Raw genomic sequence first — 13,465 nt, 5'->3', positions numbered from 1 at the left:
CCGACCAGGCAATTCGTTAATTTACTGAGCCTCCGCCACCGGAAAAGGATCGAACAGACAGCATGAGCATTCAGACCCGGGAAATCCCCTGCCGCAGCGGCACCCTCGGCATTATCACGCTGGACTCTCCGGATACCCTGAATGCCCTGTCCCCGGCCCTGTTACGGGCGCTTCAGAAGCAACTGGACACCTGGGCGGACGACGACTCTGTCTGCCTGGTGCTGATCAGCGCCAATGGCGACCGGGCCTTTTCAGCCGGTGCTGACCTGCGTGAACTCTACGGGGCATTAAAGGATGATTCCCGTGTCGACCCTGTTACGGAGTTATTCGCCCCGGAATACCGGGTGGATTACACCCTGCACACCTTTCCGAAACCGGTCATTACCCTGGCCCACGGCATAACCATGGGCGGCGGCATGGGGCTGCTGCAGGCCAGCCGCTATCGCCTGATCACCCCGGACACCTTGATGGCCATGCCCGAGACCAGCATAGGGCTGTTTCCCGACGCCGGCGCCAGCTGGTTCCTCAACCGCCTGCCGGGCAGCATCGGCCTGTTCATGGGTCTGACCGGCGCTCGCCTTAACGCCAGCGACGCCATGCGGGTGGGGCTGGCGGACCGGGTTGTCGAACACCGGCAACCGGACGATCTGATTGGCCGTATTACCGACCAGTACTGGAGTGGCGAAATCGCCGCCGACGACAATCGCCTGTTCCGGCTGCTGAACCAGGTTGAAGAGGCACCCAGTGCCCGCCTTCCGGACAGCGAACTGGCCCGTTACGAGCAGGATATTGCACGCCTGTGTCGCCGCGATGAACTGCCCAGGGTGGTGGGCCGGCTACTGGAGAGCCCGGCCGGCAATGACTGGTGGACGGCCTGCATCGACCGGTTGCGCAGCGCCTGCCCGGTATCCCTGTGGCTTCTCGAGGGACAGCTGCGCCATGGCCTGCAGATGTCCCTCAAGGACATCTTCCGCATGGAACTGGTGATGGTCGCCCACTGCGTCGCCCTTCCGGATCTTCGGGAAGGCATCCGCGCCCGGATGATTGACCAGGACCAGGCACCCGACTGGTCCCACAAGTTACTTGCAGAGGTACCTGAGGACTATATCGAGCGCCATTTCGACACCCCATGGACAGAACAGGAAGACCCGCTGGGCGACCTGTAGCGCTCACGGAAGCAAAGCAGCCGGACAGGCGCGGCGGTATTATCCGACCAACCCCTTTGCCTCCGGCCAAATGCGCTACACTGAACGCCCCGGTTACCCTGGCGAGTCACCCGGCAAAGACCAGGAGCACACGGCGACCTGTTAACCGAGACTGGCAAAGGATGCGTTTGCGCCGATGACCCCGCGACTGGTATCAGCTTTCCACCACCATCTGGTTCCGCTCCTTGTGGTGCTCTGCCTGGCCCTGATTCCCGAGGGCCATACCCAGACACTGACCGACCTTTTGCCATCGTCCGCCAGTACCAGCGAGCAGGAACCATCGCAGAACCAGGACGACACCTCCCGGGACCCGTCCACCCCAGGGGACAATGGCGAAGATACCGTCGCAGAACCCCCGCCACCCGAGCCATCCCCCAACCCGGTGCAGCCGGACCTCGACAGTGAGACTCCAGCGCCCGTTGAAAGCCGGCTGCCCGGCGCCGAAACGGCAGACATCCGACAGCAGATCCAGGTACTACGGGACGCTCTCGATCAGCGCCTGGCAGCACTGGAGACCAGCCGCCGGCGACTGACCCAGGCGGAGACCCTGCTGAAGCGCCTCAACAACGAATACCAGAGTTTCGAGCTACGCCTGGAGAAGGCCGGCCTGAACCTGACCGCCGAATACGCCCGCCTGTTACGCCAGCGCCTGGACCGGCTGGAGAGCCAGACCATCGCGGCGGGGCTGACGCGAGGCATCGCCGAGCAGCTTTCAGCGGCCCGGGAAGAACAGCTGCGCCTTGAGGAATATGGAGCCATCACTTCGCCTGAGGTCACTGCCCGGGGCCAGATGAACCAGAAACGCCTCGACCTGATCGAGCAACTGCACTCCGCCGTGACCGAGCACATCCAGATCCTGAACGACTACTACAGCACCGTTATCCAGCTGCAGGAGCGCTTCTATGCCTACCAGGAACTGCTCCAGCAGCGCCTGTTCTGGCTACCCAGCACCGACCCCGTGACCATCAATATGTTCGGTAACCTGTACCAGAGCGCGGCCTGGTTCCTGTCCGGGTTCGAGTGGCCGGCACTGGTCGAAGCCGTCAAACGCTCCACCTCCGAGCGGGGGTTACGCATTCTTCTGATAGCCATCGTGCTTGCCCTGCTGCTGGTAAAGCGGAAGGCCACTCGTCAGGCACTGGTGGGTTCCGGCAAACACGTGGGTAACGTAGGCCAGGACCGGGCATTCCACACGCTGGCGGCGGCGGTGTTTACCCTTCTGCTGTCACTGCCCGGCGTGCTGGCGTTGTCGATCGGCGCCCTGCTGCTCAGGGAAGGCAATGCCTTCATCGCCGCCCTGGCCTCTGGCCTGTCCGGTGCGGCCTTTGTGACGCTCCTGCTGCGCACCCTGCATTCGGTGGCGCGCAAGGATGGGCTGGGGGAACGCCACTTCCGCTGGAACGCGGACACGCTCAGGGCCATCCGCCGCAATATTCCGCTACTGCTAGCCGTGCTGATACCCGTCAGCATCATCATGGCGCCGCTGGACACCCCCATGGGCTCCCCCTTCAACGACAGTCTGGGCCGGGTATTGTTTATTCTCGCCTCCCTGGCCCTGGCCCTGTTCGCCCACCGGGTGATGGCCGCAGTGCGGCTCCATCATGCCGGACAGCGCCTGCTCAAGGGTGTTCACATTCTGGCCGTGGTCACCCCTCTGTTACTGGCGGTGGCTTCCCTGTGGGGCTATCACTACACCGCCTTGCGGCTGGAAGGACTGATTTTCATCAGCGTTAGCTGGCTGGCCTTTGTCATCCTGCTCTATTACATGGCTTTGCGGGCCCTCGCAGTCCGGGAGCGCCGCCTGACCCTGGAACGCCTGCGCGAGCAACGTGCCGCCCAACGCCGGCTGGCGGAAGCCCGGGAAGCCGCGGAGTCTTCCGGCGAAGGGGTGCCCGTGTCCCTGGACATGCCGGAAATGAACCTGAAGGACATCAGCCAGCAGAGCGAAACCTTGCTGAAGATTCTGGCGGTCGCCCTGGCCGCGTCCGTGCTGTGGATGTTCTGGGCCGAGGTCATACCGGCGCTGCAGGTGTTCGATAATGTCACGCTATGGGGCGACGAGGCGACGCCCACGACCCTGGGCGACCTGATGATGGCGCTGCTGTTCAGCGCCGGCACCATCGTTGCGGCCCGCAACCTGCCGGGCACTCTGGAGGTGATGGTGCTCAGCCGGATGAACCTGGAACCCGGCACGGGTTATGCCATCACCACCATGGCCACTTACGTCATTGTCTTCATCGGTATCGCCGCCGCCCTGGCGGCTATCGGCCTGCAGTGGTCGAAGTTGCAATGGCTGGTCGCCGCCCTGGGTGTTGGCCTGGGGTTTGGTCTGCAGGAAATCGTCGCCAACTTCGTCTCCGGCATCATCCTGCTGTTCGAACGCCCGATCCGGGTGGGCGACACCGTCTCCATTGGCGGTACTACCGGCACCGTGTCCCGCATCCGTATCCGCGCCACCACCCTGGTGGATTGGGACCGCAAGGAACAGATCATCCCCAACAAGACCTTTGTCACCGAAGACCTGACCAACTGGACCCTGTCCGACCCCATCAACCGGGTCATCATCCGGGTGGGGGTGGCTTACGGCTCCGATGTGGACACGGTACGTGACCTGCTCCACGACGTGGCCATAAACAACGACAAGGTATTGCACGATCCCGCGCCGGCGGTCTTCTGCGTGGGCTTTGGTGACAGCAGTGTTGATTTCGAGGTACGCGTCTTCATCAAGGATCTGCTGGAATTCATGCCGCTTTCCCATGAGCTGCACTCCGCCATCACCAATTCGCTGCGCGACGCCGGCATCCAGATCCCCTTCCCGCAGCGGGATATTCATATCCGCACCTCCCCCGCACCGTGGAATCCGGAAGCGCCCGGGGATCAGTCCTGACTGGCTGTTGCCGGAATGTACCGGCTCAGCCATTGCCGCAGGCTTTGGTTTCTCGTTTTGGCGGGGCCAGGGGACAGTGATCTGATACCGCACGCATTACCAGGAACGTGATCGAGCCTCCTTACGCCTGCGAGCCAATGTAAAACAGGCCGTAGCAAACACCGAGGCGCCGAAAGCAGGAGCACCGAACCGGTCAGAATGCAGATAATTCCCATGAATATCTGTGCGCTGCGGGGTACAGGTCGGATCAGGCCGTTATGAAACATGAGATCTCATTCATCGCCTATCTTTTGTTATGCTTGTCCTTGAAGTTTTATGCCTCCGCCTACCTCCACAACATATCGGTAGCGCCTATTCCACTCAAATCCCTTAAAATCGCCAACCCAGGATATTCCGCTCAACCGAAATTTCTCCGATCGCCAGCTGAGTAAATACTGCAGAGCAAAGTTTCAGTACATCTGAGCATACTTGTTCTAGCAAACTAACCCCAAATCATGCTGGATATAATTGGCAATGCAAAAACGACGATTGCCAGGGGATACTGAACGATCAAGAACCTCCTTGCATTATTCATCGCAGAAATATACCTATCGCTATTCTTTCTTTTGTCAGCATAAGATCTTGTATACAAAGAACCCAGGAAATTTAAATTGATTAGCAAAGAAACGCTACTCACATTACGAAACTCGGCATCAGCGCTTTCGGAATCTTCACTCTCAAGCAACCGAGCCACATCTCCGATAGTCAAGAAATATTTATAAACAAAAAACAAAAGAAAAGACAACAGCCCAAAAAATAAAAACAACATAGCGTCATGCATAGTGCGCGCAACCTATCTCAATATACCTTTGCAATCACTCTTGAAATCGCTACCGACACTTGGCCCAACCTCTGTCCTTTTAATGCCTGTTCGAGAATTGCCCATCCTGTCTAGACTAACTCACGAAACCAGTATCCCATCACTCCCTACGCAACCGCCCAATAATAAATGAAAAATAAAATACGGAAAATCCAGACAATATCAAGTTAGTCGACGTCTTCTCCAAAAGACCCTCTTCCATTATAATGAAAGGGACGGCGCACCCGAATACAACAACAATAATAATCATCAACCTCGCACCTTTGACGGCTGACAAAGCACGACGATTCAAAATCAAAATAACAAGGCGCAAAACCAATAAATAAAGAAATAATACGACGGCACTCAATTTTTACCACCTTCAACAGACTTTTCTGTCCCATTTTCGCCTCCCACTGCCCCATAGCCGGTGAGGGCACTCGAAACCCCCTCAACCGCCAAGCCAGTATCAGAAGCCTGATTGAATGCAGCTTCGTGCATCGCTTTGTCTCGTCTAAATAAAGTTCTCTCAGGATTACCTAGTGCGCCAATTTTCGGAACAGACCTGGTTAAGCCGAACACGGAAGTTCCTAAGTCCGTCCCAGCATTCAGTAGAGTTCCAACTTTTTCACTACCTGTGACGTGAACGAGGGCTTGTTGCGCTACAGCCTCTGTCCCGCGAATGCCAGCTTGAAAATTATCTACACCTTTTGCACCTATAGCAGCCCCAGCAACGCAGCCCAAGCCTCCTGAGCCGTAACATATCACCCCTCCGAGAATTACTTGGCCTGCGCCCCCGACGGACTGAAATGTGCGCATTAGGACGTCCAAACCTTCTTCTCGAACGAACCCCCAGAAAGAAGGTTCCTTGTATCCCTCTGCCTCGAGAGCGATGTGAGGTACCTCTTGGCCGGCAGGAACGTGCTCCTGTACAGGAGCTATCTCCATCGCCGCGGCAAGGGCAGGAGCCACCCCTTCCGACATGCAACTTTTCAACCCTAAAGGGTCAAGATAATCAATGGGGTTAGGTGTGTAACGATAGTTGTTAATCCCCCCGGCGATTCCCAGTGGGTCGCTGGTGAGATAACGTCCTGTACCCGGGCCATACTCCCTGAACCGATTCTGAACGATCTCCGTAAACTCATCCTCAAACTGCCCCGGCAACCGAATCGGCTGGTGGACATAGCCCTGGGGCGTCTCAGGCTGGCAGTGCCCCCAAGCATCGGCATTCGCCTGCCAGACCCGCTCGCCATCTTTGTCCCACAACCGAATCGGCATCATCCGCCAGTCCAGCTCGTAGTAGTGGGCCTCGCTGTCGATCAGCGTGAGTAAGGGTTCATCGGTTTTCGGATCACGGATGTACCACTGCCACTGCCCTTCCGGGTTCTGTTCGCCTATCAGGACGTCGTTGTGCCACAGGTAGGTGGTAGTACCGGCTTCATTCTTGCGCCAGGCCCGTCTGCCCAGGGCGTCATAGCCATAGGTCACATGGACACCAGGCTTTTTGACTTCAATGAGCTGGCCTTCGGCGTCGAACTTACGGTTTTCTGTCGTCTTACCGATGACCCGTATTTCGGCACCCAGGGTGTCGTATTCCCGTTTGTCGTCGCTGGTTTCGAGCAAGCGGTCGTTTTCAACCTTGCCGCCTTCCGGGACTCGGTTGCCGCCCAGGTCGTAGTGGTAAGTGGTGTCGTTTTCTTTAATGAGCTGGCCCTGGGCGTCACGCTCGTAGTACGTCTCACCACTCTGGCTGTCGATAACGGCTTCCACCCGGGATTCCGCATCCCAGCGGTAGCGTCTTGTAGCTGGGGTCTTGCCCTGCCAGCGACGTTTGATCAGGCAGCCGTAGCGGTCGTGGATCTGGGTCTGTTTGTTGTTGCCCGCCTGGCGTTCGGTTTCCCTGCCCTGGTTGTCCAGGGTGCGGCGGATGGCGGGTTGGCCATTGATATCCAGTTGGGTCCAGTTGCCATGCTTGTCGTAGTGGTAGCGGACTTCAGTGCCATCCGGCAGGGTGATGGTTTCCAGGTGGCCGCCGGTGGTCCAGGTGTAGCTTGTGGCGTGCTGGTCCTGGTGGTGTTCGGTGACCTGGCCTTTGGTGTTCCAGCTCCAACGCACGCGGCGGTCGGCGCAGCTGGCGTGGGTGCGGCGACCGAACCTGTCGTACTGGTAGTGCCGTGTGACCGGGGCGCGGTCTCGGCCCTGGCTGGTCTGGGTGGTAACGCGGCCGCCTTTGTCCCGCTCCACGTTCTGTACCCACACATCCGGGTGTTCCCGGCGGATGATCTCGCCTACTTCGTTGTAGTGGAAGTGGATATCACGGCCGTCCGGGGCCTGGCAGCGGTCGACCTTGCCCCGAGCATTCCAGCCCAGCTGCCACTGGTTGCCGTCGGCCCGGGTGACGCGGGTCAGGCGTTCTTCCAGGTCATAGTCGTAGCCCACGCTGTGGCCATCCGGGCGGCGATAGGCAATGGGGCGGGCCAGCTGGGCATAGTCGTAGCGGTGGGTGTCGCCCACGGCGTTGGTGTAGGTGGTGAGCAGGCCAGCGTCGTTGTAGCCGAACTGGCGGCTGCGGCGGTGCTCCGGGGCCTGTTCCGGGTACTGGTGGACGGCGAGGAGTTTGGCGCCGTCGTAGTCGTACTCGGTAACCAGGTCCTGTTGCAGGTAGCCGGCGACACGGCCCTGTGAATCAAAGGCATAGCGGTGGAGGTTGCCCTGGCGCTCGTCGGCCAGCACCTCGCCATTGGGGCTGTAGCCGATCCGGCGGACTTCGCCGGTCTCGCTGGTGGCCTGCGTCATCCAGCCATTGGCATCGTACTGGTAGCGCCACTGGCTGCCGTCGGGGCGTTCTTCGCTGAGCAGGCGACCGACGCTGTCGAACCGGCGTCGGGTGACCAGGCCATCCGGGGTCTGTTCACCGGTGCAAAAGCCCATGACATTGTAGTGCCAGCGATGTTGCCGGCCATCCGGCAGCTGTTCGATGACCTTGCGGCCCCAGGCGTCGTAGCCATATTGCGTCGTGCGACCGTCCGGTAAACGATAGGCCACCAGCAGGCCACTTTGCTCGTCGTAGGCCCACTGGCAGGTGGCGCCGTCCGGCTCCTGGCGGGCGGTGATGCGGCCCTGGTTGTCGTAGTGAAACACCTGGGTGTTGCCGAAGGCGTCGGTGACAGCGGTCTGGTACTTGTCCGGCTGGTAGTCGAACCGGAACTCGTGGTGGCCGTCGTCGCCCCGGCTGTGCAGGCAGCGGGCGGCCGGGCCCTGGCCCTGCCAGCGGAAACTGAAACCGTAGCCTGTGGGCAGTTCGCGTCGTGTCAGCAGGTGACCCTGATACTGGTAGGTCTCGCGGCCATGGTGGCTGTCGCTGGCGATCAGGTCGCCTTCCTCGCTGTAGTCATAGGTGGCGAGTACCGAGCGGTGCTCCTCCTGGCACAGCAGTATCTTGCTGAGACGGACTCTGGCCTGAGGGGCGGATTTCGTCCATTGGAGTTGAAGATAGCGCTCCGGGGCGACTTCGATACGGTCCAGGCGGTGGTCCCGGTCATACTGGAAGCGCCATTGCTGGCCACGCAGGTTCTGTACCGAGACCGGATGCCACAGGTGGTTGTCGGTGGTGGCGAAGCGCCAGGCGGTGCCGTCCCTCTCGGTGAGTATCATGCGGCTGTCGCGCTTGTACTCCAGTCGCATGCCGGCGCTGACCTGGATGCCCATTTCCCCCGGAGACAGGGCATTGAAGTGGACAACGCGGCCCTGATGATCCAGTACGCCAACGCCCTCTTCCTCCACCCAGATGTAGCGCAGGCAGTCCACGCTCCAGCCGGCGCCAAAGCCCAGGTCGCGGTTGCAGTTGCCTGAGCGGTAGATCCGGCTCCACTTCAGCGGCATTGGTGCGTTTACCTCAAAATCTGTAACTTCAAGGATTTCCTCGCCAGTAGAAGGAGCCACCGGGTCACCCTGACATTCAAGGTCGTCAATGTCGGGATTGGTCAGATTGACGGCGATCATCGTTTCGGACGGGCCGCCACCCGTGTCGGTCGACGTTTGCGAATCAGACTGGGTGACGCGCGGCTGTGCTGCGGCAGAACCGGAAACTCCAACAGTTTGCTCGGCAGGTTCGGCAGGTCTGAACAAAACGACCAGCTCTCCCTCTGCCAGTGCTTTGGCAATTCTCGGGAAAACCCGGTCCGCAGGTTCGGCTATGGCACAAGCTTCCTGTTGCCGGGTATCCAGTGCCTTCCAATCCTGACGTTGATCCTGGTAGGTTTTCCGGAAGGTTCTGTTGAGCCACTCTTCGTATGCAGCAGCGTCGGAAAGGGTCAACTGGGCAATCCCGCCCGGGCGACTCCGGGGCGGGCCAATCTTGTAAAAGTCTCCGGTCTTCGATCGGAAGTTGAGCAACACGTTTCCTGCCATCCTTATGCTTTGTAGTCCACCACCGATAGTCCCACCAGCGGGCTCGTATCCATATCCATAATGACCACTGGCCCCTGCCAGTCGCCCAGCCGGAAGCCTTCGTGCAGCCAGTACCAGTTGAACAGACTGCCCACAGTGCCCAGGGGCCCGATCCGTGCCTCGGCAAGTTCCCAGCGCACATCCTTGCCCACCCAGTCGCCCATCGCGGCCAGACTGAGCATTAGCCTGTCCAGGCTGCCATCGCTGCCCGTGCCCGGCAGGAACAGCACTTCCGGCGCGGGCGCCACGGCCCGGCCCTTCACCATCAGGCTGGTCAGGTCGATATCTCCGTCCAGTCGCCCATCCACCAGACTCAGCGTCAGGCCCAGCCCGACCTCCTCCGGCTCCAGATCTACCCGCATCCGGCTTTCCACCACTGCCTGCGGTTGCGAGCCGGGCATACGGTCAATGGCCGCCAGGGTGGCGGGCGCCTGCAGGCGGTTAATCTGATTCAGGGCGAGGGTGACACCGGCACGGCCGAAACCCACTTCCACCTGTCCTGCCGCCAGATCCTGCCAGAGATGGCGTTGGCTTCTTTCCCGGTCCGGCAGGATGACCCAGGTCGGGCGGTCGCTGTCCAGGTAACCTCGGAACTGTTGCTCCAGCCAGGCCTGCGCCCGGGCGTGATCATCGTGCCCGGGGACGTCTGCCGGGGCACCGGTCAGCACCCCGCCGTTATCCAGAATCTCGTCCAGGGGAGTACCGGCCAGGACACCTTCGGCCCGGGTCAGCCGCCAACGCACCACTGGCCTCCGAATAACGACCAGGGGGCCCCGTTAATCTGCCGGCCACTCCAGTACCAGCAACGTTCACGAAAACCCATCGGCAAGGCACGGAACCGTTTTTGCCAACTGGCCGGGGCCACCCCGTGGCCGTCCCTCAGGATTTCGCCCCAGCACTGGTAGCCAAAGGGGGATGGCTCCGGTTGACGGCCATTATGGTCGCCCTTCAGCCAGCGCAGCTCCCGCCCGGCGGCATTCGCCACTTGCTCGTTGCCGTCCAGGCCTGTACCGGCACCAATGGCCTCCAGCCAGGACAGGAACCGGCGGGCGCAGCTGATACCCATGGCTTCCACCGTGGTTGGGGTATCCACCTCCGCCAGCAACCAGTTGACCATCCACAGCTGCCATTCGTCATGAGCGCCCACCATCAGCGGGTAGAACCAGTCCTTCCAACTGGCGAACCCTCCGGTCTCCGCATCGGCCGGCAGCCGTTCCCACAGGGCTTCCACCAGCGACTTTGACAGCTCGTTGCGCCCGTCCAGCACCAGAGCCCAGTCTTTCCAGGGCTGTGGCAATTTGTCGGCCTGCCCTCGGCGCCACCAGGCGCGGGCCGCCAGCACCTGCAGTTCCGGTGACCGAGGGAAATCCCGGGCCACCGCCAGGTGCGGATAGTTGGCCACCAGCCACCAGCTCAGCGCTTCGCCGCCTGGCTCTCTCGCCAGGGCATCCAGCGCCGGTCTTACCCGGACGCCGCCAATGGACAGGGCGATCTCCAGCCACAGCGTGGCCTCGTCCACGGGCAGCGACGCCAGCGGCAGCAGACTGCCTTCCGCCAGTTTCTCCGGCAGGGGTGAAGCCGGGTCTCCCCGCTCGGCCCGGGTCAGCAGGCGCCGATCGATCTGGCGCAATTGCTCAAGGGAGGCGTCATCACTGGTCAGCAGTGCGCGCCGGGTGGCGACGAGTTCGTCGAGCGTCTGTTGCATCATCGCTGCTGCCGTCAGTTCAGGTTAATCTTCGGCGCCTTGAGGTTAATGACCGACGAACCTTTGACATTAACGGCGCTACCTTCGATGTCGATCTGTCCGGAACTGCTCATGGTGATAGAGGCAGCTCCGGTTTTGATGGTGATGCTGTCACCGGCATCGATCACAATATTCTTGCCAACGGTGACGGTCTGGTTGTTGCCCACATCCACCGTGTCGTCATTGCCGATGGTGGTGGTGCGATCGACGCCCACGTCGTCGGTCTGGTTGTTCTCCACGGTCAGCTCGTGGTCCTTCTCGGCGTGGACTCTCAGCCATTCGCTGCCCAGGGTGTCGTCAAAGCTGATCTCGTTGTAATTGGACCCGCCACCTTTGGTAGTAGAGCGGGATTTGATGCCGGAGATGTTTTTCTGTGACTCCGGGTCATAGGGCATCTGGTTCTTGCCGTTATAGACCGAACCGGTAATCAACGGCTGGTCGGGATCGCCATTGACGAACTCCACCAGCACTTCCTGCCCCACCCGGGGAATGAACTGGGCCCCCCAGCGCTCGCCGGCCCAGGACTGGGCCACGCGGATCCAGCAGGAACTTTTCTGGTCGTACCGGCCTTCCCGGTCCCAGTGGAACTGCACCTTGACCCGGCCATGCTCGTCCACGTGAATTTCTTCACCCGCGGCGCAGGTCACGGTCGCGGTCTGCAGGCCCGGCATCACGGGCTTGGGGATGCGAGCCGGCACATAGGGCTGATTGGCGGGCCGGCACAGGAATTCATTGTGGTAGGCCACACTATCCATCGACGGCTGGTTATCAGCGTTCAGGGGGACTTCCGCCTGGATAAGAATATCGGTAATCAGGAAATCATTGGGGTCCTGGGGACCGTCTTCATGGGACTGGAAGCTGAAGGTCATTCCCGCCCCGAAGGAACGATAGGTGGAAATGGCGTCCAGGGTTTCCGCTTCCATGGCCAGGGCCTGCAGGTGTTTCCTGGTCAGGTTGGCCTTGTCTTTGAGGGGACGGTCCTCGCCATGGTATTCAAACACTTCCCGCTCACCGAACAGGTCGCCAGGTACCTTTTCCCGGCTTCGGGTCACAACCCGATCGTCGGGGCGGGTAAAGTCAAAGCCATGCTCCATCATCTGGTCGGACATGGCACGGTAGCCCCGCTCCCAGTGGGAAATACGGGCGGAGCCGATATTGCGCGAGGTAAACACTACCTGGTTTTCCAGTGCCGGCTGGAAGGCCGTGTCACTGTCGGTAATCACCATGGTGTGCGCGCTGTCGGTGTGCTCGAAGAAAAAGGTCAGGCCTTCGTTGGCCAGCACACGACTGATAAATTCCCAGTCAGACTCATTGTACTGAACGTAGTAACGGTGCGTATAAAGCGCGCCGTTGAGTACCTTGCGGTGGGCAACGTCATGCTCGCCCAACAGGATTTCAACAATGTCCAGGGCGGTCTTGTCCTGGAATATGCGGCAATTGGTGCGGCTGGTGGCGGACCAGGCACGGGGGACAATCCGCGCCTTGTAGCGCTGCCCGTCCTTGTTGTGCATGGGTTTGCCCAGCTCGCTGATGTCGAGAAAATGGCCGTGGAAGTAGCGTTCCCGGGATCCCAGCTTATCACTCATGGCGAGACCGATAACCACCTCCTCGCCGATGTGCTGCTTCATGTTCCTGATCCGCTGATTCGCGGTGAAGCCAACCTCGATCTGGAACAGCCGCGACATGCCCTCGCTGACCGATAGCCTTTCGAGGATCAGTTCATCCTCGCCCAGCGAGCTGTGAATCTTGAGAAAATGATGCTGAGTTTCCTTGCTCATGAACGTCCACGCCATCCTGAATGAATCGGGAAAGGAGGGCGCCCGAAGGCGCCCTCCCGGAGACAGAGAACCCTGTGATCAGAGCTTCTGGCCCTTGACACCGCTGTAGCCGTATACCTTCGGCTGGGTGATGTCGTTCTTGTCGTTGCTCGGGCTGGCCGTCATGGTCAGCTCGGTGTACGAGATGGTGATGCACTCGGTGGGACGATCACCCTGTACAGACAGGCTGTAGTTGGAAATCATGGCATCGGTCAGCTCGATCTTCATGATCTCTTCGATCTCGTCACCCTGCTTGGTGATGAAGAACGTCGCCTTGCGGCCCTTGCCGATGGTGGCTTCACGGAACAGGTCAGGAGACGCGTTGTCCTGCAGCTTGGTGATAGTGATATCGCCCAGGCGGGTTGCAGAGGCTTCGCGATCCATCGCGGTACCGGTGTAGGCCGAGATTTCCCGATGAACGTTGAAGTCCATGGAGAGCACGGTGATCATGTCTTTGTACTGGCTAGCAGTGGCTTCACCAGAAATGCCTTCGTAGTCCAGATAGGTATTCGCTTGCATGTGTAT

At 60.2% G+C, this 13,465-nt stretch carries 7 protein-coding genes; 2 read left to right on the top strand and 5 right to left on the bottom strand.

Going from position 1 to position 13,465, the window contains the following annotated elements; translation table 11 throughout:
* The first annotated feature begins 62 nt into the window (after positions 1-62).
* Positions 63-1,166 carry an enoyl-CoA hydratase/isomerase family protein gene (locus tag IE079_RS09465; protein ID WP_189575766.1) on the top strand — a complete coding sequence of 368 codons (1,104 nt, stop codon included), beginning with the start codon at positions 63-65 and terminating at the stop codon, positions 1,164-1,166.
* A 175-nt stretch (positions 1,167-1,341) separates the two neighbouring features.
* Positions 1,342-4,092 (top strand): mechanosensitive ion channel domain-containing protein, encoded by a 2,751-nt coding sequence (locus IE079_RS09460; protein ID WP_189575764.1) that lies wholly within the window; start codon positions 1,342-1,344, stop codon positions 4,090-4,092.
* A 1,204-nt stretch (positions 4,093-5,296) separates the two neighbouring features.
* On the opposite strand, the gene IE079_RS09455 is transcribed toward IE079_RS09460, so the two are convergent.
* The 5 genes from IE079_RS09455 to IE079_RS09435 all read right to left on the bottom strand — a co-directional run bounded on the left by IE079_RS09455 (position 5,297) and on the right by IE079_RS09435 (position 13,459).
* Positions 5,297-8,932: a DUF6531 domain-containing protein gene (locus IE079_RS09455; protein ID WP_189575762.1), complete on the bottom strand. Its 3,636-nt coding sequence runs from the start codon at positions 8,930-8,932 to the stop codon at positions 5,297-5,299.
* A 410-nt stretch (positions 8,933-9,342) separates the two neighbouring features.
* Positions 9,343-10,122: a hypothetical protein gene (locus tag IE079_RS09450; protein ID WP_189575760.1), complete on the bottom strand. Its 780-nt coding sequence runs from the start codon at positions 10,120-10,122 to the stop codon at positions 9,343-9,345.
* Entirely contained in the window at positions 10,107-11,084 is a 978-nt protein-coding gene (locus tag IE079_RS09445) for a hypothetical protein (RefSeq protein WP_227712424.1), read from the bottom strand. Before IE079_RS09445 ends, IE079_RS09450 begins: the two co-directional genes overlap by 16 nt.
* A gap of 14 nt (positions 11,085-11,098) precedes the next feature.
* Complete coding sequence (locus IE079_RS09440) at positions 11,099-12,901, bottom strand: type VI secretion system Vgr family protein (RefSeq protein ID WP_189575756.1); 1,803 nt, start codon at positions 12,899-12,901, stop codon at positions 11,099-11,101.
* Positions 12,902-12,979: 78 nt separating this feature from the next.
* Positions 12,980-13,459 (bottom strand): Hcp family type VI secretion system effector, encoded by a 480-nt coding sequence (locus IE079_RS09435; protein WP_189575754.1) that lies wholly within the window; start codon positions 13,457-13,459, stop codon positions 12,980-12,982.
* Between the last annotated feature and the right edge of the window lie 6 nt (positions 13,460-13,465).

It is taken from the genome of Marinobacter zhanjiangensis (genome assembly GCF_014651935.1).
Taxonomy (GTDB): Bacteria; Pseudomonadota; Gammaproteobacteria; order Pseudomonadales; family Oleiphilaceae; genus Marinobacter; species Marinobacter zhanjiangensis.
The sequence above is the reverse complement of the archived record's forward strand: the minus strand, read 5'-3'. Positions and strand labels throughout refer to the sequence as shown.

Excerpts from the sequence above, each read along its gene's own strand:
- IE079_RS09445 (WP_227712424.1), bottom strand. The coding sequence starts at position 11,084 with ATGCAACAGACGCTCGACGAACTCGTCGCCACCCGGCGCGCACTGCTG.
- IE079_RS09460 (WP_189575764.1), top strand. The coding sequence starts at position 1,342 with ATGACCCCGCGACTGGTATCAGCTTTCCACCACCATCTGGTTCCGCTC.
- IE079_RS09440 (WP_189575756.1), bottom strand. The coding sequence starts at position 12,901 with ATGAGCAAGGAAACTCAGCATCATTTTCTCAAGATTCACAGCTCGCTG.
- IE079_RS09435 (WP_189575754.1), bottom strand. The coding sequence starts at position 13,459 with ATGCAAGCGAATACCTATCTGGACTACGAAGGCATTTCTGGTGAAGCC.
- IE079_RS09465 (WP_189575766.1), top strand. The coding sequence starts at position 63 with ATGAGCATTCAGACCCGGGAAATCCCCTGCCGCAGCGGCACCCTCGGC.
- IE079_RS09455 (WP_189575762.1), bottom strand. The coding sequence starts at position 8,932 with ATGATCGCCGTCAATCTGACCAATCCCGACATTGACGACCTTGAATGT.